Annotated in this window: 20 protein-coding genes; 13 read left to right on the top strand and 7 right to left on the bottom strand. The window is 56.7% G+C overall.

Annotated features, from left to right (window positions below; genetic code table 11):
- Positions 1–86 precede the first annotated feature (86 nt).
- The 3 genes from AC0L6A_RS10635 to AC0L6A_RS10645 all read left to right on the top strand — a co-directional run bounded on the left by AC0L6A_RS10635 (position 87) and on the right by AC0L6A_RS10645 (position 3,920).
- A complete protein-coding gene (locus tag AC0L6A_RS10635; protein WP_473289919.1) occupies positions 87–1,928 on the top strand; it encodes a peptidyl-prolyl cis-trans isomerase in 1,842 nt (613 codons plus the stop codon).
- Positions 1,929–1,952: 24 nt separating this feature from the next.
- A complete protein-coding gene (gene trpE / locus AC0L6A_RS10640; protein ID WP_473289921.1) occupies positions 1,953–3,464 on the top strand; it encodes an anthranilate synthase component I in 1,512 nt (503 codons plus the stop codon).
- A gap of 192 nt (positions 3,465–3,656) precedes the next feature.
- Entirely contained in the window at positions 3,657–3,920 is a 264-nt protein-coding gene (locus AC0L6A_RS10645) for a hypothetical protein (protein WP_473289923.1), read from the top strand.
- 3 nt (positions 3,921–3,923) lie between these two features.
- Here the strand turns inward: AC0L6A_RS10645 and AC0L6A_RS10650 are convergent, their stop codons facing one another.
- The 3 genes from AC0L6A_RS10650 to AC0L6A_RS10660 all read right to left on the bottom strand — a co-directional run bounded on the left by AC0L6A_RS10650 (position 3,924) and on the right by AC0L6A_RS10660 (position 6,130).
- A complete protein-coding gene (locus AC0L6A_RS10650) occupies positions 3,924–4,898 on the bottom strand; it encodes a DUF3179 domain-containing protein (RefSeq protein WP_473289925.1) in 975 nt (324 codons plus the stop codon).
- A 97-nt stretch (positions 4,899–4,995) separates the two neighbouring features.
- On the bottom strand, positions 4,996–5,517 hold the full coding sequence (locus tag AC0L6A_RS10655) for a peptidylprolyl isomerase (protein WP_473293464.1): 522 nt from the start codon (positions 5,515–5,517) through the stop codon (positions 4,996–4,998).
- 112 nt (positions 5,518–5,629) lie between these two features.
- Positions 5,630–6,130: a peptidylprolyl isomerase gene (locus AC0L6A_RS10660; protein ID WP_473289927.1), complete on the bottom strand. Its 501-nt coding sequence runs from the start codon at positions 6,128–6,130 to the stop codon at positions 5,630–5,632.
- Positions 6,131–6,284: 154 nt separating this feature from the next.
- Here AC0L6A_RS10660 and AC0L6A_RS10665 point away from each other — a divergent pair, with 154 nt between their 5' ends.
- The 9 genes from AC0L6A_RS10665 to AC0L6A_RS10705 all read left to right on the top strand — a co-directional run bounded on the left by AC0L6A_RS10665 (position 6,285) and on the right by AC0L6A_RS10705 (position 13,935).
- Entirely contained in the window at positions 6,285–7,472 is a 1,188-nt protein-coding gene (locus AC0L6A_RS10665; RefSeq protein WP_473289929.1) for a phosphoglycerate kinase, read from the top strand.
- A gap of 197 nt (positions 7,473–7,669) precedes the next feature.
- A complete protein-coding gene (locus AC0L6A_RS10670) occupies positions 7,670–7,795 on the top strand; it encodes a hypothetical protein (protein ID WP_473289931.1) in 126 nt (41 codons plus the stop codon).
- Positions 7,792–7,962: a hemin uptake protein HemP gene (gene hemP / locus AC0L6A_RS10675; RefSeq protein ID WP_473289933.1), complete on the top strand. Its 171-nt coding sequence runs from the start codon at positions 7,792–7,794 to the stop codon at positions 7,960–7,962. The genes AC0L6A_RS10670 and hemP overlap by 4 nt, the downstream gene beginning before the upstream one ends.
- Positions 7,963–8,178: 216 nt before the next feature.
- Positions 8,179–9,072: a fructose bisphosphate aldolase gene (locus AC0L6A_RS10680; RefSeq protein WP_473293466.1), complete on the top strand. Its 894-nt coding sequence runs from the start codon at positions 8,179–8,181 to the stop codon at positions 9,070–9,072.
- A 209-nt stretch (positions 9,073–9,281) separates the two neighbouring features.
- Entirely contained in the window at positions 9,282–9,584 is a 303-nt protein-coding gene (locus AC0L6A_RS10685) for an FtsB family cell division protein (RefSeq protein ID WP_473289935.1), read from the top strand.
- Positions 9,585–9,763: 179 nt separating this feature from the next.
- On the top strand, positions 9,764–10,765 hold the full coding sequence (gene pdhA, locus AC0L6A_RS10690) for a pyruvate dehydrogenase (acetyl-transferring) E1 component subunit alpha (RefSeq protein ID WP_473289937.1): 1,002 nt from the start codon (positions 9,764–9,766) through the stop codon (positions 10,763–10,765).
- A gap of 23 nt (positions 10,766–10,788) precedes the next feature.
- Entirely contained in the window at positions 10,789–12,174 is a 1,386-nt protein-coding gene (locus AC0L6A_RS10695; protein WP_473289938.1) for a pyruvate dehydrogenase complex E1 component subunit beta, read from the top strand.
- A gap of 12 nt (positions 12,175–12,186) precedes the next feature.
- Positions 12,187–13,500, top strand: coding sequence for a pyruvate dehydrogenase complex dihydrolipoamide acetyltransferase (locus AC0L6A_RS10700; protein WP_473289939.1), 1,314 nt, complete (start codon positions 12,187–12,189; stop codon positions 13,498–13,500).
- Positions 13,501–13,599: 99 nt separating this feature from the next.
- Positions 13,600–13,935 carry a carboxymuconolactone decarboxylase family protein gene (locus AC0L6A_RS10705; protein WP_246928692.1) on the top strand — a complete coding sequence of 112 codons (336 nt, stop codon included), beginning with the start codon at positions 13,600–13,602 and terminating at the stop codon, positions 13,933–13,935.
- A gap of 339 nt (positions 13,936–14,274) precedes the next feature.
- On the opposite strand, the gene cysE is transcribed toward AC0L6A_RS10705, so the two are convergent.
- Positions 14,275–15,078 (bottom strand): serine O-acetyltransferase, encoded by an 804-nt coding sequence (cysE, locus tag AC0L6A_RS10710; RefSeq protein WP_246928693.1) that lies wholly within the window; start codon positions 15,076–15,078, stop codon positions 14,275–14,277.
- Between the two features lie 67 nt (positions 15,079–15,145).
- Here cysE and AC0L6A_RS10715 point away from each other — a divergent pair, with 67 nt between their 5' ends.
- Positions 15,146–15,502, top strand: a complete 357-nt coding sequence (locus AC0L6A_RS10715) for a TraR/DksA family transcriptional regulator (protein WP_473289942.1) — start codon at positions 15,146–15,148, stop codon at positions 15,500–15,502.
- Here the strand turns inward: AC0L6A_RS10715 and AC0L6A_RS10720 are convergent.
- From AC0L6A_RS10720 to AC0L6A_RS10730, 3 genes are read right to left on the bottom strand one after another with little or no spacing between them, the layout of a single operon-like run.
- Entirely contained in the window at positions 15,483–15,785 is a 303-nt protein-coding gene (locus tag AC0L6A_RS10720; protein WP_473289944.1) for a DUF7742 family protein, read from the bottom strand. The two genes, AC0L6A_RS10715 and AC0L6A_RS10720, sit on opposite strands and share 20 nt — an antisense overlap.
- Positions 15,786–19,715: a baseplate multidomain protein megatron gene (locus AC0L6A_RS10725; protein ID WP_473289946.1), complete on the bottom strand. Its 3,930-nt coding sequence runs from the start codon at positions 19,713–19,715 to the stop codon at positions 15,786–15,788.
- Positions 19,715–20,161, bottom strand: a complete 447-nt coding sequence (locus tag AC0L6A_RS10730; protein ID WP_473289948.1) for an NlpC/P60 family protein — start codon at positions 20,159–20,161, stop codon at positions 19,715–19,717. Before AC0L6A_RS10730 ends, AC0L6A_RS10725 begins: the two co-directional genes overlap by 1 nt.

Consider the following 20,161-nt stretch of genomic DNA (forward strand, 5'->3'; position numbering starts at 1 on the left):
CTTGGCAATTCCGTCAGGCTCACCTACAAACCTTCAGACAACTCTTTGCGCCCCAAAATGGGGGAAGCAACAAAAGGATTTCTAGCATGGCGACTGGCAAGGCTTCTCGTACCTTCGGTTGGATCTTGATGGGTCTTGTGATGGTGGGACTGGTGGGGTTCGGATCAACGAATTTCGGCGGCTCCGGCCAGTCAATTGGCACGGTGGGAGACACCGAAATCGATGCACGCCGCTATTCGCGCGAATTGCAATCGGAACTGAATGCTTTCGAGGCACAAACCGGCCAGCGTCTGACCATGCAACAAGCCCAAGCTTTCGGCGTTGATCAGCAGGTTCTGTCGCGCGTCATCTCGTCCGTCGCGTTAGAAGATGAAACGGCACGGCTTGGCATTTCGGTTGGCGATGATCAGCTGCGCGCACGCATTGTGGACATCCCGGCTTTTGCGGGTGTTGACGGCAAGTTTAACAAAGAAAGCTATCGCTTTGCGCTGGAGCAATCCGGCCTGACCGCCGCGGGTTTTGAACAAACGCTGCGCGCCGAAGTAAGCCGCCAAATTCTGCAGGCTGCTGTGGCGAACGGTGTCACAGCAAACGATAGCTACGTGAACACGCTTTATGGGTTTGCGCGCGAAGCCCGGAACTTCACTTGGGCCGAACTGCCGGTGGCGCGTTTGGAATCAGCGCTGCCCGAAGCGACCGCAGAAGAATTGACAGCCTATTACGACGCGAACCCCGCGTCGTTTACCCTGCCTGAGACCAAAAAGGTCACCTATGCGTGGCTGGACCCGCAGTCCTTGGTCAGCGAAATCAAAGTGGACGAGGCACAGATCAAAGCGCTCTATGACGAGCGCAACGAACAGTACAACCAGCCCGAGCGCCGAATGGTGGAACGTCTAGTTCTTGGAACGCAAGAAGAAGCTCAAGCCAGCGCCGATGCGATTGCCGCTGGTGAGACCAGCTTTGAGGATATGGTCAGCGAGCGCCAGTTGGAGCTTTCTGATATTGATCTGGGTGACGTCAGCAAGCCCGAACTTGGTGCCGCAGGGGATGCCATCTTCGCGCTGGAAGAGCCGGGCATTGTTGGCCCGCTTCCGACCGATCTTGGCCCTGCCCTGTTTCGTGTGAACGCCATCTTGTCGGCGCAAAACACGCCGATCGAAGATGTACGTGACAGCCTGAATTCAGAACTGGCCGCTGATGCAGCGCGTCGTCGTGTGGGCGATATGGTTGCAGAACTTGATGATCTGATGGCCGGCGGCGCTACGCTGGAAGAGATCAGCGAAAGCCACAACATGGTGCTGGACAGCATCGACTGGACGGCCGACAGCAGCGACGGGATCGCAGCCTATGAAGCCTTCCGCGACGCGGCCTCCGCAGCCAGCGAAGGGGACTTCCCGGAAATCACTCTGATGTCAGATGGCGGTGTGTTTGCACTCCGTCTGGATGCGCTGGAGCCTTCGCGCGTCCAAGACGAATTTGAAGTTGCTGAGGCCGTATTGACCGGATGGCAAGCTGAGAAACGTCTTGAATTGCTGGCTGAACAAGCTCGCGAGATGATCCCCACTTTGGAAGGGGGCGAAAGCCTTGCGTCATCGGGTCTGACCGAAGTGGTCGAAGAGGGACAAGAACGCGACGCCTTTGTCGAAGGCACGCCGCCTGCCTTCATGACAGAAGTGTTCGAGATGAATGAAGGTACATGGCAAGTGGTTCCGTCCGTCGACGGAGTGCTGATTGTGCGTCTGGATGCGATCGTTCCTGCGGATCAGAACGGTGAAGAAGCCACCACGATCAAAGCGAATTTTGCAGCGCAAACTGCGCAAGAAATCGCGATCGACATCGAGAATGCCTTTTCACGTGCTATCCAGACCAAGGCGGGTATCGAATTGAACCGCCCCATGATCAACGCTGTGAACGCTCAGTTCCAGTAACCAGCCTGACCGGGAAGAGATCTTATGGCCCTTACGCCCACGTTTGAAGAGTTCGAAGCCGGCTGGAAAGCGGGCAAGAACCAGGTGGTTTACACTCGTCTGGCTGCTGATCTGGACACGCCAGTCAGCCTGATGTTGAAGCTGACCGAAGCGCGGCGTGACAGCTTCATGCTGGAAAGTGTCACCGGGGGCGAGGTGCGCGGGCGCTATTCCATCGTGGGCATGAAACCCGATTTGATTTGGGACTGCCGGGGCGAGGTGAGCCGCATCAACCGCATGGCGCGTTTCGATGCAGAGGCGTTCGAAGACATGCCGGGTGATCCGCTGGATGCCCTGCGGTCTGTTTTGGCCGAAAGTGCAATTGATCTTCCCACTGACCTGCCGCAAGCGTCAGCTGGGCTTTTTGGCTATCTTGGCTATGACATGATCCGTCTGGTCGAACACCTGCCTGACGTGAATCCGGACCCTCTGGGTGTGCCGGATGCGATGATGATGCGCCCATCTGTCGTGGCTGTTCTGGATGGGGTAAAGGGTGACGTGACGCTGGTGTCGCCTGCGTTTGTCAGCTCTGGCCTTAGCGCCAAAGCAGCGTATGCGCAGGCCGCTGAGCGCGTCATGGACGCGTTGCGCGATTTGGACCGTGCGCCCCCGGGCGAAAGCCGCGATCTGGGCGAAGCGCAGGAACTTGGACCGCTGGTTTCCAATTTTGCCAAACCCGACTATCTGGCCGCCGTGGAAAAGGCCAAGGACTACATCCGTGCGGGCGACATCTTTCAGGTCGTCCCCAGCCAACGCTGGACGCAAAGCTTTCCACTGCCGCCATTTGCGCTCTATCGCAGCCTGCGTCGCACCAACCCGTCGCCCTTCATGTTCTACTTCAATTTCGGCGGCTTTCAGGTCGTGGGCGCCAGCCCCGAAATCCTTGTGCGCGTTTTTGATGGAGAGGTTACAATCCGCCCCATCGCAGGCACCCGCCCACGAGGCAAGACGCCCGAGGAAGACAAGGCGATGGAAGCCGATCTTCTGGCCGACCAGAAGGAACTGGCAGAACATCTGATGCTTCTGGATCTGGGCCGTAACGACACAGGCAAAGTGTCCAAGATCGGCACTGTCCGCCCCACGGAAGAGTTCATCATCGAACGCTACAGCCACGTGATGCATATCGTCTCAAATGTCGTGGGCGAGCTGGCCGACGATCAAGACGCCCTGTCTGCCTTCATGGCAGGTATGCCAGCGGGCACCGTGTCAGGCGCTCCGAAAGTGCGCGCGATGGAGATCATTGACGAGCTGGAACCAGAAAAACGCGGCATCTATGGCGGTGGACTGGGCTATTTCAGCGCGGGCGGTGACATGGACATGTGTATCGCGCTGCGGACTGCTGTAGTGAAAGACGAAAAGCTTTATATTCAGGCCGGCGGTGGCGTGGTCTATGACAGCGATGCAGAAGCCGAGTACGAAGAGACCGTGAACAAGTCCAAAGCCATCCGGCGCGCAGCCGAAGATGCCGCGATGTTCACCCGGCGTGGGAACGGTTAAGCGGTTTTCATGTGGTTTTACGACAAAGTTGACGTCGAGACTTTCTTTTCAGAACACCAAGGAAGTTACCGGCTGAGAACTCGGCCCACCAAAGTTCTGTTCTGGTTGGTCGCAGTAGTTATTCCGCTCATTCCTGTCGTCTTTTTGAGCATGTATCTGGGAAATGATCCTGAATACCTGAAGCTTCTCCTCATGACTGTAGCCGTCGGGCTTTGGACTTATTCCGTCTGGCTATGCGGCAAGAAGGTCCAATTTATCCAAGTAGGCCCAAACGACATTCGTGTGTTGCCAGCGGGGATTGTCATCCATCGTGATGACATCACCTCAGTTCAGGTTCGCCAAAACAAAAATGACATTCAGGTCTCGCTAAATGTAAGCGCAACAGGCTTTAAGTACTACATTCCACATTTCACTTGGGTTTGGCACTCCATCACGCTTCAGCTACATGGAGACTAGGCATTAGCGCCCCAGCATCCACTTCCCCTTTGGCCAGAACGCGTGGAACGCAAAGGCGAACAGCACATCGTGCGGGACATCCCTGCCCTTTGCGTCACGTACGCGAATGGTGCCGACATCCCGGCCTTTCGCGATTTGCGATGCATCTAGGGCTGAGGCCTGCCCGGCAGCCCAGCTGATCGTCACGCCGGCCTCAGTAATCTCGCCTTCATTCGACAAACGTTCCACCGGCCAAGCGCGTTCCCCAACGCGGACCACGCGGGCCAAGGCTGGCACGCCGTGTGGTGGCTGTTCCCCGGTGAAGAAATCATAAGGGCGATCGCGGCTGTCGTAGCGCGCATAAGGGTTGCGGCCATAAGGGCGGCGGGCATCGGGTTGATCCATGACCAGCCCGTCTGGATTGCGGCTGGCGAACTCGGACCAGCTTTCCATCCAGGCCGGAAGTTGCTTCAACTGCGTGCCCGTATGTGCCCCGACAATCCCCTGCCCCAAGGCTTGTTGCCACCAGCTTTCGGTTTGGTGGTCATACATCACCATGTCCGAGTTGCGCAGCTTGCCTGAAACACCGAATGTCAGCTCAGTCCCACCAACGCGGCGGTCAAACACCATGCCAGAATTACACAAGGGGCAGAAGGTCACCGCGACCGGCACGCCACCGACCGTGTCGTTCACGATCTCATGCCATGTCAGATAGCGCAGGGGATATGCACGCGGGGTTGCGCCTGCGATTTCGACAGTCAGGACGGGTTCACGTGGGCCAATTCGTGTTTCACTGCCGACTTTGCGAAACGCCGGGGCGCTGAGCGCTGGAATACCATCACGACCAGGGCCACCGGACAAGATTTCGTTCCAGTCCCCCACATCGGATCGTGAGAAATCAGTTTTCGGGAATTCACGTTCCCAGTTTGCCGGATTGGCTCGGACGTCCTGCACCCACAGCCCGACCCCGATCGCGATCAGTGTCATCAAAATACGCATGGGGCCGCTCCTTTTTCATCTGTTGGACTTACCCTGACAGAGAAAGAAGCGGCCCCATAGCCCCCCTCACGGGGGTTTGAGCAATCGTGCGCGGGGCCTATTCGACCACGCGCATCGAGGTCATGACGTCGGGTGTGCCAATCATGGCTCCGTTCGGGCCTTCACCAAGTTTGATGGCCTGAACCACGTCAAAGCCATTCGTCACCTGTCCGACCACCGTGTACTTCCCGTTCAGGAAATCGCCCGGTGCGAACATGATGAAGAACTGGCTGTTGGCCGAGTTTGGGCTTTGCGAACGCGCCATGCCAACCGTGCCAGCCACATAGGGCTCATCACTGAACTCGGCCGGTAGGTCGGGATAGGACGACCCGCCCTGACCTGCGCGGCCTCCGTTCCCGTCAGCCTTGCCAAATTCGACATCACCGGTTTGGGCCATGAAGCCGTCGATGACACGGTGGAACACCACGTTGTCATAAGTGCCTTCTTTGGCCAACGTGACGATCCGTTCGACATGTTTGGGGGCCAGATCGGGACGCAATGTGATCTCAACCACGCCATTGGCAACGCCAGCGACCGTGATTTCAACCTTGGGCGCATCCCCAACAACGGCTTGATCCATTTCGGGTGGCGAAGCGGGCCAAAGCGCATAGATCGCATAGCCCACAACCAAAGCCACCCCAGCCAGAAACGCCACAATGAATGTGCGCCGGTCCCGAGGAGTGTAGTTGCCGTCAGACATCTGCAGCCACCTTGACCGACACCATAAGATCCGGCTCTGCTGGCGGCTCGCCACGGGTGATTGCGTCGACATGCTCCATGCCCGAAGTCACACGGCCATAGACAGTGTATTGACCGTTCAGGAAGTGGTTGTCGCTGAAGTTAATGAAAAACTGGCTGTTGGCCGAGTTCGGGTTCTGCGAGCGTGCTGCACCCAAAGTGCCGCGATCGTGGGGCAGTTTTGAAAACTCAGCAGGCAGATCCGGCAAGGACGAGCCACCGGTGCCGGCGCGACGCAGGCTCATCGGGTCTTTGCCATTGGCCACATCGCCGGTTTGGGCCATGAACCCATCAATCACGCGGTGGAACACAACGCCGTCGTATTCGCCTGAACGTGCCAGCTCTTTCATGCGCTCAGCATGTTTCGGTGCCACATCAGCCATCAACTCGATGACGACGGTGCCGTTTTTGAGTTCCATCAGGATGGTGTTTTCGGGATCTTTATATTCGGCCATCTGGGCCTCCTTTAAACTTGGAGTGTCTTTGTTGCCGCCAAACTATGCGCGCATGCCCAAAGATGAAAGGGCCAGTCTGTTCATTTTCACCCGCACCTGTTGACCAGCGCGCACTTTTGGTGTGCAACACCCCCAACACTTGATGGAGGGACCAATGGCCTGGAAGACACTCGACGAGATGGAACTGAACGGCAAAACCGTTCTGACCCGCGTAGATATCAACGTGCCTGTGAAGGACGGCGTGGTCACTGACGACACCCGCATCCAGCGTATCCTGCCCACAATCCGCGACATCTTGGCGGCTGGCGGTAAACCCGTCTTGCTGGCGCATTTTGGCCGCCCCAAGGGACAGCGCGTGCCTGAGATGAGCCTGTCCATTGTGCGCCCTGCCCTTGAAGCCGCACTTGGAATGCCGGTGAAGTTTGCCGAAGACTGCATTGGCGGTCCAGCCAAGCAAGCCGTTGCAGCGCTTGAGGCAGGCGAGATTTTGCTGCTGGAAAACACCCGGTTCCACGCTGAAGAGCCTAAAAATGATGGGGCGTTTGCTGCGGCCTTGGCGGCTTTGGGAAATGTCTATTGCAACGATGCTTTTTCGGCAGCCCACCGCGCGCATGGATCAACCGAAGGGATTGCACGCCTGTTGCCGTCCTGCGCAGGGCGCTTGATGCAAGCAGAACTGTCCGCGCTTGAGGCCGCGTTAGGTGAACCCGAACGCCCCGTGGTGGCTGTTGTGGGGGGGGCCAAGGTCTCGACCAAATTGGACTTGTTGGGGAACCTTGTCGAAAAAGTTAACTATTTGGTCATTGGTGGGGGCATGGCAAATACTTTCCTTGCCGCGCAGGGCATCAATGTCGGCAAATCACTTGCCGAACACGAAATGACCGATACGGCATCCGAGATTTTGGCCAAGGCAAAGTCTGCAGGGTGCGAAGTCATTCTGCCTACCGATGTCGTTGTCGCGCGTGAATTTGCTGCAAATGCGGCGAACGAAACCGTTGCGGCGAATGCGTGCCCCGAAGATGCGATGATCCTGGATGCCGGGCCCGACAGTGTGGCCCGCATTGTGGAGACGTTTGAGAACTCAAAAACGCTTATCTGGAACGGCCCCCTTGGCGCGTTTGAGATCGAGCCATTTGACACCGCAACCAACGCCGCCGCGCTGAAAGCGGCCGAGCTGTCAGAGGCAGGCAATCTGGTTTCTGTCGCAGGTGGTGGGGATACCGTCGCCGCCCTGAACAAAGCCGGTGCGGCCGAACGCTTCACCTATATCTCGACCGCAGGCGGGGCTTTCTTGGAATGGATGGAAGGCAAAACTTTGCCGGGCGTTGCGGCTCTTAGCTAAAGCGCACCAGAAATACTCAATACTATCAACGCCCTGCAAGGAGATTTGCAGGGCGTTTTTCTTTGCGGGTTACCACTTGACTATTTTCTGAGTATTTTAGTAGGTTATACCTATCAGCCAGTCGCGCAACATCTTCAATGCGATCAGCCGGAGACCTGAGAGGCAGAACACCTGCCCCACATATCAGGAGCGCGACGATGAAAGAATTTTTCCACGGGTCCAACACGGCCCAATCTGACATTCCCCACCCTGTGCCCTTCATCCCCGGCCTGAAAGCTTTGGCCGCATGGATCGAGGCTGCCATCGAAGGAGACCGCACATGACCGCCCCCCTTTCCAGCACCGCATTCGACAATGGACTGCGCACGATCCCACCAGAACATGACGCGTTGCAATTGACCGATTTTGGCAAAACCGCACGGATCAAGCTGAATGATATGGTCTACACCCTGACGATCACACGCGCCGGAAAGCTGATCTTGACCAAATAAAGACACCCAAACGCACGCGCGCGGTTCTGTCTGGTTCCCTCAGACAACCCAATCCCCTCCGCGCCCGTCGTCCGGAGGGCAAGGCCCTAACCGTTTCATCCAACCTTGCCCTCCACCCAAATTCCTGCACCGCCGTTAGCGCCAGCAGAATTGCATGCCCCGTCTCCCTCGCCTATGAACAAGCACAGTTTACTTTATTCAGAACGTGGGATCGACATGCCGAACCAAGCACAAATGGAAAAGATCAAAGCCGGTAAGGGCTTCATCGCAGCTTTGGACCAGTCGGGTGGCTCGACCCCAAAGGCACTGGGCCTTTATGGCATCACAGAAGACGCCTATTCCAGCGACGCCGAGATGTACGACCTGATCCACGCCATGCGCTCGCGTATCGCTCAGGCCCCGGCTTTCACTGGCGACAAGGTTGTCGGCGCGATCCTGTTTGAGATGACCATGGACCGTGAAATCGACGGCAAGCCCACCGCCACCTACATGTGGGAAGAACGTGGCGTCGTGCCGTTTTTGAAGGTCGACAAAGGTTTGGCTGACGAAGAAAATGGCGTTCAGCTTATGAAGCCGATGCCAGAACTGGATGCATTGTGCGAACGCGCTGTGAAAGCCGGTGTTTTTGGCACAAAGATGCGCTCGGTGATCAATGCGGCCAATGCAGACGGCATTAAGGCCAACGTGGCCCAGCAGTTTGCAGTTGGGAAGCAGATCATTGGTCACGGGCTTGTTCCGATCATCGAACCTGAAGTGACGATCTCGATCGCCGACAAAGCAGCTGCGGAAGACATCCTTGTGGGCGAGATCAAAACCCAGCTGGATGCCCTGTTGGACGACCAGACCGTGATGTTGAAACTGACCCTGCCAGAAGCTGCAAACCACTATCAGGCGCTGGTCAATCACCCGCGCGTCGCGTCGGTTGTTGCCCTGTCGGGCGGCTATTCGCGCGAAGAAGCCAACCGCCGCCTAGAACAAAACTCGGGCATGATCGCCAGCTTCTCGCGCGCGTTGACCGAAGGTCTTTCGGCGCAGCAAAGCGACGATACGTTCAACAGCACTATCGCGGACACGATCGACAGCATCTACACAGCGTCGATTGCTGGTTAAACCGTCGGCACTAAAAGACAATTTCAAACGGCCCGCCCTAGTTGGTGGGCTGTTTTCGTTTTGACGCCCCGTTTCGTCATCGGCGTATCGGAAAAAAACCGCTACCGATTCGTTTTTGGGATTCACAAGCCGAATCACCTATGGCATAGTCTTTGTGCACCGCCCAACTAAGAGGCGGGCAAGAGGCAGTACATACAGGCGGGAAACCTATGGGCGCACCTCGCGCACAAGCTGGAATTGGTGGAGTTGTCTACTTTGTCGGGGCTGTTGGCCTTGGCTTGTACTTCACGTTTGCCAGTGTGCAGGGCGACTATGGATTGTTCCGTCGCGTTCAGATCGAGGCCGAGACGCAAACGTTCTTAAAAGAACGTGATGCGCTCTCGGCTCAGATCGCTCAGCTGCGTAATAAGACCAAACGCTTGTCCGATGACTTCCTTGATCTGGACCTTTTGGACGAACAAGCACGCAATGTGCTTGGCGTCGTTCGTGCAGACGAAGTTGTCCTGCGCTGATCCTTACTGATCCCTAGACCCTTATTTTAAAACGTAAATGCCAGCCTTGCGTGCCGTGCAACCCTGCCCGTCACAAGGATGGTCAAGTTTTTGTCGACCCGAAAGGGTGAAGGCTGTATAAGATAGTTTAACACTAAACTATTATCAGATGCCAGCTGTCGCCAGGAGGAGGACGCCATATGGCCGCCCGTAAAAGCGCCCAGAAAAAGCCCGCTAAATCAAACACATCCAAGGAAGAGCTGCTTGCGCATTATCGCGAAATGCTGCTTATCCGTCGATTCGAAGAAAAGGCCGGCCAGTTGTATGGCATGGGCCTGATTGGTGGGTTCTGCCACCTTTACATCGGACAAGAGGCCGTTGTGGTTGGGCTGGAAGCCGCCGCAAAGGAAGGCGACAAACGTCTGACCTCGTATCGCGATCACGGCCACATGCTGGCCTGCGGTATGGACCCGAAAGGCGTCATGGCCGAGCTGACAGGCCGCGAAGGTGGTTATTCGCGCGGTAAAGGTGGCTCGATGCACATGTTCTCGACCGAGAAGCACTTCTATGGCGGCCACGGCATTGTTGGCGCGCAGGTGCCCATCGGAACCGGACTGGCCTTCGCAGATAAATATCTGGAAAACGGCGGCGTCACTTTTGCCTATTTCGGTGATGGTGCAGCCAACCAGGGCCAAGTTTACGAAAGCTTCAATATGGCATCCCTTTGGGAGCTTCCGGTCGTCTATGTGATCGAGAACAACCAATACGCCATGGGCACCTCGCTACAGCGTGCCAGCTCAACCCCAGATATCTATACCCGAGGCGCGGCCTTTGGCATACCCGGGGAAGCCGTCGATGGCATGGACGTTTTGGCTGTGAAAGACGCAGGTGAACGCGCAACTGCGCATTGCCGCGCGGGCAAAGGTCCTTACATTCTGGAAATGAAAACATACCGTTACCGCGGTCATTCGATGTCGGATCCGGCCAAGTATCGGACCCGGGAAGAGGTCCAGAAGGTGCGTGAAGAACGTGACGCCATTGATCATGTGCGTGAACTTCTGCTGCAAGGCAAACACGCCTCTGAGGATGACCTGAAGGCCATTGATAAAGAGATCAAAGCGGTCGTGAATGATGCCGCCGAGTTTTCGAAAACCAGCCCAGAGCCCGCACTTGAAGAGCTTTGGACCGATATTTACGCCTGATCCCGGACAGAGGAGAGAACAACATGGCTACTGAAGTACTGATGCCCGCCCTGTCCCCCACGATGGAAGAGGGAACACTGGCAAAATGGCTTGTAAAAGAGGGTGATGAGGTCGCTTCTGGTGACATTATGGCCGAGATCGAAACCGACAAGGCCACAATGGAATTTGAAGCTGTTGATGAAGGCATCATCGGCAAAATTCTGATCGCCGAAGGCACCGAAGGTGTGAAAGTGAACACGCCGATTGCGGTTTTGCTTGAAGACGGTGAAAGCGCGGATGCCGTGCCTGCCGCAAGCGTGGCCGCCGAACCTGCGCCCGCTGCAACGCCTGCCCCTGCGGCACCTACCCCTGCGGCAGCGGCTCCTGTTGCGGCCCAGCCGATCACACCTGTTATCGCAGCCGATCCCGAAGTTCCGGAAGGCACCGAAATGCGGTCGACCACAGTGCGTGAAGCTTTGCGCGACGCGATGGCCGAGGAAATGCGCGGTGACAACGCCGTCTTCCTGATGGGGGAAGAGGTAGCGGAATACCAAGGCGCCTATAAGATCAGCCAAGGTCTGCTGGAAGAGTTCGGCGCGAAACGCGTGATCGACACGCCAATCACCGAGCACGGCTTTACCGGTCTTGCAACGGGCGCTGCGATGGGTGGATTGAAACCGATTGTCGAGTTCATGACCTTCAACTTCGCCATGCAGGCGATCGATCACATCATCAACACCGCCGCCAAGACACGCTATATGTCGGGCGGCCAGATGTCCTGCCCCATCGTGTTCCGTGGGGCCAATGGTGCCGCTGCCCGTGTTGGGGCGCAGCACAGTCAGGATTACGCTGCATGGTATGCGCAGATCCCCGGACTGCATGTGGCAATGCCGTATTCGGCAGCGGATGCAAAAGGCCTGCTGAAATCTGCAATCCGTGACGAAAACCCAGTGGTCTTTTTGGAAAACGAACTGCTGTATGGTCAAAGCTTCGACGTGCCTGTGATGGATGACTATACCGTCCCCTTCGGCAAAGCACGCATCTGGCGCGAAGGCACCGATCTGACAATCGTCAGCTTTGGCATCGGAATGAAATACGCGCTTGAAGCTGCCGACGCGCTGGCTGAAGACGGTATTTCAGCTGAGGTGATTGACCTGCGTACCCTGCGCCCGCTTGATTATGACACGGTGATCAATTCTGTCATGAAAACAAACCGTTGCATCACAGTTGAAGAAGGTTGGCCCGTTGCATCAATCGGCAACCACATCACCGCGTCGATCATGGAACGCGCGTTCGACTATCTGGACGCTCCGGTGATCAACTTGACCGGCAAGGACGTTCCAATGCCTTACGCCGCCAACCTTGAAAAGCTTGCACTTGTGACCACCGCCGAGGTGATCCAAGCCGCCAAAGCCGTAACGTATCGCTAAGGAGACAGACACATGGCTATCGAAATTCTCATGCCCGCCCTGTCGCCCACGATGGAAGAAGGCACGCTTGCCAAATGGTTGGTCAAAGAAGGTGACGAGGTTGCGTCTGGCGATCTTCTGGCCGAAATCGAGACCGACAAAGCCACGATGGAATTTGAGGCTGTTGATGAAGGCATCATCGGCAAAATTCTGATCGCAGAAGGCACTGAAGCGGTGAAGGTGAACACAGCCATCGCCATCCTTGTGGAAGAAGGTGAAGAGGTCGGTGACGTTGCCGCCAGCGCACCCGCAGCACCTGCAGCTGCCGAAGCTGAGGCCGCCCCTGCGGCCCCGACAGCAGCACCTGCAGCAGCGCCCGCTCCTGCAGCCCCTGCCCCGCAAGCGGCTGATGGTGCACGCATTTTCGCCTCTCCTCTGGCGCGACGTATTGCGGCTGACAAGGGTCTGGACCTGACACAAATCACCGGATCGGGTCCGAAAGGTCGGATCGTGAAAGCTGATGTGGAAGGTGCAACCGCTGCTCCGAAAGCTGCCCCTGCGGCGGCTCCTGCTGCGGCTCTGGCAGCCGCACCTGCCGCTGCAGCGGCGCCCACCGGCCCCTCGGCCGATATGGTGGCTGCGATGTATCAGGACCGCGAGTATGAGGACGTCAAGCTTGACGGTATGCGCAAAATCATTGCCGCGCGTTTGTCGGAAGCCAAGCAGACCATCCCGCATTTCTATCTGCGTCGCGACATCAAGCTGGATGCGCTTCTGGCTTTCCGCGGTCAGTTGAACAAGCAGTTGGAAGCGCGTGGCGTGAAGCTGTCGGTCAATGACTTCATCATCAAAGCCGTGGCTCTTGCGCTGCAACAGGTGCCCGAAGCCAATGCTGTTTGGGCTGGCGACCGTGTGTTGCAGATGAAAGCGTCGGATGTCGCAGTTGCTGTCGCCATCGAAGGCGGGCTGTTTACACCCGTCTTGCAGGATGCTGATCAGAAATCACTGTCCAGCCTGTCGATCCAGATGAAAGATCTGGCGGGCCGTGCACGTGAGCGCAAGCTTGCACCGCACGAATACCAAGGTGGCAGCTTTGCAATCTCAAACCTGGGCATGTTTGGCATCGATAACTTCGACGCCATCGTAAACCCGCCCCACGCCGGAATTCTGGCCGTAGGCGCAGGTGTTAAAAAGCCTGTTGTCGGCGAAGATGGCGCGCTGACGGTCGCCACTGTGATGAGCGTCACCATGTCCGTTGATCACCGTGTGATTGATGGCGCGGTTGGTGCGAACCTGCTGAACGCGATTGTCGACAATCTTGAGAACCCGATGGCGATGCTGGCGTAACGTCACATTCTAAAATTGCGATCTATTGACATGGCTCAAGGCGACCTTCCACGCCTTGGGCCATTTGCTTTTCCGAACAGATAATTTCGGAGATACTCAATGGACTTCAAAGCCCTACTGGACAACACATCAGCGAACACCAAATCTTTTGCAGAGGTGCACCCTGACGGCGCCAATGGCTTTCGTGCCATGCACAAAGCCGCCATGGTGGATGGTGCACTGTCGGTGAAAGAAAAAGAACTTCAGTGCATCGCGATCGGCATTGCAAAGCAGTGCAACGACTGTATCGGCTTCCACGTGCGTGCCGCGATCAAAGCTGGCGCCAGCCGTGAAGAAGTTGCGGAAACCGTCGCTGTTGCGATCATGATGGGGGGCGGTCCCGGCTATATGTATGGCGCACGCGCTATGGAGGCTTACGACCAGCTTTCGGCCTGAGGGTAGCAGCCAGAATTACAAAAGGGCGGCGCTGGAAGCGTCGCCCTTTTTGTGTTCCGACCGTCTTTGCAGTCTTTAGTCTGCCTTTATCTGCTGTGATGAATTGACCCGTGGTTCAGGTCTTCAAAACAACAGTTAGCCGGCGACTGCTACAAGAAACACTGCGGAAAATGCCACGACGGTGGCAAGCCAGATCTGTTTCATTTCGGGGTCTCCCAGGTTTTCACATGGCCCCTATAGATCAAATCCATCTGGCAATACATTGATATACCTCAAGTCTGCGAAAAACCGCCGATGGCAGTCATGCCACCGGCCGGAACACCGACTATTGAATAGGCGTTATTGGATAAGCGTCTGATCCATGCTCATTGCAGGGCGGTCACATCCTGCCTCGCCAACAACGCGGGCGGGCACGCCTGCCACGGTTTTGTTGCGCGGGACTTCTTCAAGCACCACAGACCCTGCAGCAATACGCGAGCATTCTCCGACTTTGATGTTTCCAAGCACCTTGGCCCCGGCCCCGATCAGAACACCGTCTCCGATCTTGGGATGACGATCTTCGTCTTCCTTACCAGTACCGCCCAAGGTGACGGAATGCAGCATCGAGACATTGTCGCCCACAATAGCCGTTTCCCCAATCACTATCGAATGGGCGTGGTCGATCATGATGCCACGGCCAATACGTGCGCCGGGATGGATATCAATGCCATACACTTCAGAGCAGCGCATCTGGATGAAATAGGCCAGATCTTTGCGGCCCTCTTTCCAAAGGTAATGCGCCAACCGATAGGCTTGCATCGCTTGAAAGCCCTTGAAGTAAAGCAAGGGCTGCAACATGCGATGGCAGGCCGGATCACGATCCAGCACAGCCGTAATGTCAGCGCGCGCAGCTTCCGTCAGCTCAGAGCAACTGTCATAAGCTTCGTCAGCAATTTCACGCAAAAGCACCATGCTCATCTCATTTGAGCTGAGTTTGGCCGCAAACCGGTAAGACAGGGCTTTCTCAAGCGTCTTGTGATGAAGCACACACGCCCCAACTAAACCACCCAGCAGCGGCTCTTCCGCCACGGCTTGCTTGGCCTCGCTGGTGATCCGGTCCCAGACAGGATCAATTTTGGTCACAATCGCACGTTTCTCAGCCATGTCTGCTCCTCGCGTTGAACGAATACATTACACCAGATAGGATTTGAATTCCAAACGCAAACCCCTGATGGGAAAGATTGCAAAGATGAATGAATCCCAGATCACACGGTTTAAGGCGCTGTTATTGGCCAAGCTGGATGAGCTGGATCAGGAAGATGCGCTTGGCCAAGACGGGCAAAAGATTGTTGAGCTGGATCAGCAGGCTGTTGGACGGCTTTCCCGCATGGATGCATTGCAAAATCAAGCGATGGCAAAAGCCACTGGCGCGCGCAGAATGGCCCAGCGCCAAAGGGTTCTGATGGCTCTTGAGCGGATCAACGAAGACGAGTTCGGGTATTGCGAGGATTGCGGCGATAACATCGCACTGGGGCGGCTAGAACTTGATCCCACCGCCCCGAAATGCGTCAGCTGCGCCTCTGGATGAAACGTGTGTGTCGGGCTTTGAGTGCGGCGTAAACAGTCAGCAAACAATCCAGAAAGTCAGGATCATCATGCAAGGGTTCTGGTTTACGTGGCAGCGACATGGCCACCGATCCAAGACTTCCATTTCCCCATCGCGGATGCAGCCGGCCCAGCGCAAGGCGATACCGATCTGCCGCATCGGCGCGATGCAACATCGAAAGCATCGCGCCAGGTCGTTTGCGCGGCCCAAGCACCAAAAGTGCGCAGGCCGCGGCAATTGCGTCACCGGGCAGAACCGGGCGCATTTACAGATCAACCTCCAATCGGGCATTAGGACCCGCCCCAAATTTCTCGGACAGTTGGGCAACCTCGATGGCGTAGGGGCCCGTAACCAGATCAGCAGTGCGGAGCGCGGCATCGTAGCTCCAGTTTGGCGCGGTCACGATAAGCTCGCGCTTTACGGTTCCCCCGTCGATGATCCGAACACGATAGCGTTCGTCCACCTCCCCCATTGGCACATCGACATCCCCCCAAGGGTCTCCGTCAATCCGCGTGCGCCTGATCCAGCTGAGCTGATGATCCCCTGCCTGATCTTGAGCGACCAGGTGGACAGGCGCATAGGGGCGCAGGCCAATTCCCTTAAAGGCCATAACCTCGTGCAGATAGGACGCATCTGTATAGGCCTTACGCGCAGGGCCGATACGATAATGGCGGTTCAAGCCACGGGCTGACGACGCCAAGGGGATCTGGTCTTGGGTGCCATCCAGCACCACCAGATAACTTCCCGCAGGCCATATACTGGGCATGGTGGCATCGGTGCCCAATTGGCCACGCAAACGCACGCTCAGATCATAGGTTTGCTCGCCAACCAGATCAGCCGTGGCAAATTGCAGGATTTCCCAATTGTCCGGGCTGCCATCCCCGATGGCGACAACATTGGCCCCGTTCAACATGTCATCAACAGACACCGAGGATAGCGTCGCAGCAGAGGCGAGTTTCACCCGTAATGCGGCCCCTTGATCCAACAGGCCCGACGGCGACGCAAACAAATCCGTTTCGGTTACACCAATAATGGACCGGGACAGAACGCGTTCAATGCGTCGATAGCCGTTGTCATTGGCTGACCGATAGATCGCCACATTCCCCGGCCAGGGATCAGCCGTGATTGCTACATGTGGTGCGTGCGGCACCTCGTCCCCGGTCAGCAGCGGCAGATCCATGAACAGCGGAAAGACCGGCGCAGGTGGGACATACGGCTTCACCGCTGGGGCGGGCTCGATGCTATCCGAGGGCAGAAACAACCCGGGCTCTACACGTACAGCGCGGATGTTCTGCACACCGGCATGTTCGACATGGTCGACGCGGAAATGCTCGGTCCCGGCTTCGGTCTCCAGCTTCAGAACGTCCCCTGCCCCTTTGGACAATTCCGACGGCGGTAAAGCAAAGGATGCAGAATCCCTCGCCACACGTGCTTCAGACAACCAACGCTCGGTGATCACACGCGCTTCTGTGCGTGTCAGGACCAAGGGAATTTCCGATGTCGAAACGGTATAGCTTGTCTCATCCGGGAAAATCGCCTCGACGGCCCGAATGTCATAGTCACCGCCACTTTCGATATAGTTCAGGCGAACACGGCCCGCGATTTCAGCCTCGGGCGCACGAACGCGTTCAAGAGTAGTCTCGCGATCTGGCGACAGCGCCATCTTTTCGGGATCAAGGATCTGATCAGGTCGCCCAGTACGTGACGAGAAGATCAAAACGCCTTCACGTTCAGCCACCTCAAATCCATAGGCCAACATCAATGGTTGCAACGCTGCGCGCGCTCCGCTGATCTGATCAACAATGTACCCGCGCACCAAACCATGCAGTTTGGACACGTCGTAGCGCGTCACACCGGACCGTTCGCAAATTTCGCTGACCACTGATGCCAGTGATCGTGAAGACGCCCGCCCGTTCAACCAATGTCCCCGGCTATAGTTTCCACCATCGCTCCACAACCCCTTGCGGTTCGGGAATTGCGGGTACGGTCGTGTATCCCAAGCCCAGACATGCGCACGTGACATGTCCAGCATCTTGATGCCGGTTGCCGAATGCGCCGGGTTGTTGGCGTTTTTCTTCCAATATCCATAAATCGCACGCAAATATTGCGCTTGCATCAGATCATCACGCCGCCCGTTCGAATAGCGCGGCTTGGAACTTTCCGAGCTTTTGGGATCAAGGAACTTGTTGGGCTGGTTGGTGCCCTTATCAATCGCCGCGCATCCCAGTTCTGTGAACCAGAAAGGCTTTGATCCAGGCAACCAATTAGTTGGCGTTACACTCCGAACACCCCCCACACGGTTGTGATGCGAGCTTTCCCACCATCCGCGCAGATCTTTGTAGCGATAGATCCAATCCTCGCCATGGGCCCCATCGGTGATCGGGGTGCGGATTTGCAGCTCTCGGGCGTCCGGGTTTTTATAGTACCAATCAAACCCCTCACCGCCTTCGATGTTGGATTGCAGATAGCCAAGGTCGTAGATGCTTTCGAAGTGCGCATCCGCATGGTCAAAGCCGTCACGCCAATCGGATAGCGGCATGTAGTTGTCCATGCCGATAAAATCGACTTCGTCATGGCTCCAAATTGGATCGAGGTGAAAGAATACATCCCCAGAACCATCTTGTGGGTGATAGCCAAAGTATTCGGACCAGTCTGCCGCGTAAGAGATCTTGGTACTTGCACCCATTATACCCCTTACGTCGTCAACCAGCTGCATCAGCTGATCAACAACTGGGAAGCTGTTTCCGGGTCCTCGGATTTGCGTCAAGCTGCGCAGCTCTGATCCGATCAGGAATGCATCAACACCCCCCGCCGATTTACACAGATGCGCATAGTGCAGGATAAACCGACGATACGAGAACTCGTTCGGGCCGGTGTAATTCACACCCTTCGCGGTGACGGTAAAGTCATTGGGCTGCGCATTCCCGAAGAACGCCGCAACTTGCGAGACCGCCGCGGCCGAACCATCAGGTGAACCTGGGTGATGAGGTGCAAGCGTGGTTGTAATCCGTCCGCGCCACGGCAGCTCGGGCTGCCCGATTTGCGCCGACCACGGGTCAAACAGGCTGTTGCCATCCATCTGTTCCATCAAGATGAAGGGATAGAACGTCGTTTTTCGATCGAGATGTGAAGCAAGAACAATCGCCTCTTTCACCGATTGGTCCGTAGGCGTGCCGCCATAAACTGGGCGGTCGTCATCATCGCGCGGCACCAGCCCCGCTTGCGACCGTGAAATGCCGCTGACCGTCCATGGCATGGATTTGCCATCCATCTGCTTTTGTTCAACACGCGGGCGGATCTGGCACGATCCACAGCGCAGATCATCCCCGAACCAAGACACGACAAGCGCCGTATTCTTGCAGTTGGGCAGTTCCTCGCGCATCTGACGATAGGATGTCACAATATCCGTGAGTCCCGATGGGCTGTTCTGGTTTGACCCACCACTGACACCCGGCCCGCCATCATAATGCACGGCAGACGTCGCCATCGCGTATTCACCCGTTCCAGGGATCAGCGCCACGGCTTGGGTGCCACGTGCGACCTCTTTGTCTTGGAATGGCTGTTCTGGTCGAAATACTTCGAAGCTGAACTGCGGCACACGATTGCCGAATGGCGTCAGATCCAGATCCTCGATCACCACATAGGCGATCCCGCGATAGGCCGGGGCTTTCCCCGCGCCCTTCACCGCTTCTATCTTGGAATCCGGCAGCTGAGTTTCGGTTCCCTTATAGATCCGAATGTTCATATCTTTCTTCGCGATCTGGTTTCCGTCCGCCCAAATCCGACCCAGACGCGTGATCTGCCCCTCGCACAGGGCGACGGCCACGCTGATGGAGTAGCTATAGGTCGTGATTTCGGGTTCCGGAGGCTTGGGGGGCCCTTTGCCTCCGCCGCCGCCACCAGTCGTCGTGACATTTTCCTTGAAACGTGTGGACCAGATCACCTGACCACCCAGTCGTGCACGACCGTAAATCATAGGGATTGCTGTGCCCTCTGAAGCACCACTCAAGCGCAGCCGATCAACGCGGCCCGTTTCAATCGGTTCTGACCCCTGCCCGAGAATACGATTATCGATGGCCTGCCCAAGCGTGGCGCCAATCGCTTTGCCGATTACCACGGATGACAAACCCAGGATCCCACCCCCGATCGAGGCCCCAGCCGCAGCACCTACCGCAGAAAGAAGTATCGTCGCCATCAGCTTGTCCTTTCAGGAAATTCAAAACACGCCACAATCCGGCGTTCCCATGGGGTGGAAAGCGAACTTTCCACCACTCCATGACCGCTATAAGCGTGGATAAAGGAAGGGGCTGGCCCAGTGCTGGCCACGAACCCCAGATGTTTTGCCACCGCGTCAGATCGCATCCGAAACAGCAGAATGTCGCCCGGTTGCTTTGCATCCAGAGGTTTGGAAATCAGATGAGCTTGCGCCGCCTGCCAAAGCGCCTCCTGCCCATCAGTTTCGGACCAATCCGACGTGTACGGCGGCACGCTCACAGGCTCATGCCCCAAAACGGCCCTCCAAACACCACGCACCAGTCCAAGACAATCACATCCCGCCCCTTTCTGAGAGGCCTGATGTACATAGGGTGTTCCAAGCCACGCCTGTAACTCGCTTAAAATCATATCCCGTGCCTGCGTCAT

This window comes from Aliiroseovarius sp. D2-2, from assembly GCF_055809455.1.

Coding starts and splice junctions, on each gene's coding strand:
- AC0L6A_RS10660 (WP_473289927.1), bottom strand. CDS start 6,130: ATGGCCGAATATAAAGATCCCGAAAACACCATCCTGATGGAACTCAAA.
- AC0L6A_RS10650 (WP_473289925.1), bottom strand. CDS start 4,898: ATGCGTATTTTGATGACACTGATCGCGATCGGGGTCGGGCTGTGGGTG.
- AC0L6A_RS10685 (WP_473289935.1), top strand. CDS start 9,282: ATGGGCGCACCTCGCGCACAAGCTGGAATTGGTGGAGTTGTCTACTTT.
- AC0L6A_RS10645 (WP_473289923.1), top strand. CDS start 3,657: ATGACTGTAGCCGTCGGGCTTTGGACTTATTCCGTCTGGCTATGCGGC.
- AC0L6A_RS10720 (WP_473289944.1), bottom strand. CDS start 15,785: ATGCGCCCGGTTCTGCCCGGTGACGCAATTGCCGCGGCCTGCGCACTT.
- AC0L6A_RS10695 (WP_473289938.1), top strand. CDS start 10,789: ATGGCTACTGAAGTACTGATGCCCGCCCTGTCCCCCACGATGGAAGAG.
- AC0L6A_RS10680 (WP_473293466.1), top strand. CDS start 8,179: ATGCCGAACCAAGCACAAATGGAAAAGATCAAAGCCGGTAAGGGCTTC.
- pdhA (WP_473289937.1), top strand. CDS start 9,764: ATGGCCGCCCGTAAAAGCGCCCAGAAAAAGCCCGCTAAATCAAACACA.
- AC0L6A_RS10725 (WP_473289946.1), bottom strand. CDS start 19,715: ATGGCGACGATACTTCTTTCTGCGGTAGGTGCTGCGGCTGGGGCCTCG.
- AC0L6A_RS10705 (WP_246928692.1), top strand. CDS start 13,600: ATGGACTTCAAAGCCCTACTGGACAACACATCAGCGAACACCAAATCT.
- AC0L6A_RS10665 (WP_473289929.1), top strand. CDS start 6,285: ATGGCCTGGAAGACACTCGACGAGATGGAACTGAACGGCAAAACCGTT.
- AC0L6A_RS10635 (WP_473289919.1), top strand. CDS start 87: ATGGCGACTGGCAAGGCTTCTCGTACCTTCGGTTGGATCTTGATGGGT.
- AC0L6A_RS10715 (WP_473289942.1), top strand. CDS start 15,146: ATGGGAAAGATTGCAAAGATGAATGAATCCCAGATCACACGGTTTAAG.
- AC0L6A_RS10730 (WP_473289948.1), bottom strand. CDS start 20,161: ATGACGCAGGCACGGGATATGATTTTAAGCGAGTTACAGGCGTGGCTT.
- AC0L6A_RS10655 (WP_473293464.1), bottom strand. CDS start 5,517: ATGGATCAAGCCGTTGTTGGGGATGCGCCCAAGGTTGAAATCACGGTC.
- cysE (WP_246928693.1), bottom strand. CDS start 15,078: ATGGCTGAGAAACGTGCGATTGTGACCAAAATTGATCCTGTCTGGGAC.
- hemP (WP_473289933.1), top strand. CDS start 7,792: ATGACCGCCCCCCTTTCCAGCACCGCATTCGACAATGGACTGCGCACG.
- trpE (WP_473289921.1), top strand. CDS start 1,953: ATGGCCCTTACGCCCACGTTTGAAGAGTTCGAAGCCGGCTGGAAAGCG.
- AC0L6A_RS10700 (WP_473289939.1), top strand. CDS start 12,187: ATGGCTATCGAAATTCTCATGCCCGCCCTGTCGCCCACGATGGAAGAA.
- AC0L6A_RS10670 (WP_473289931.1), top strand. CDS start 7,670: ATGAAAGAATTTTTCCACGGGTCCAACACGGCCCAATCTGACATTCCC.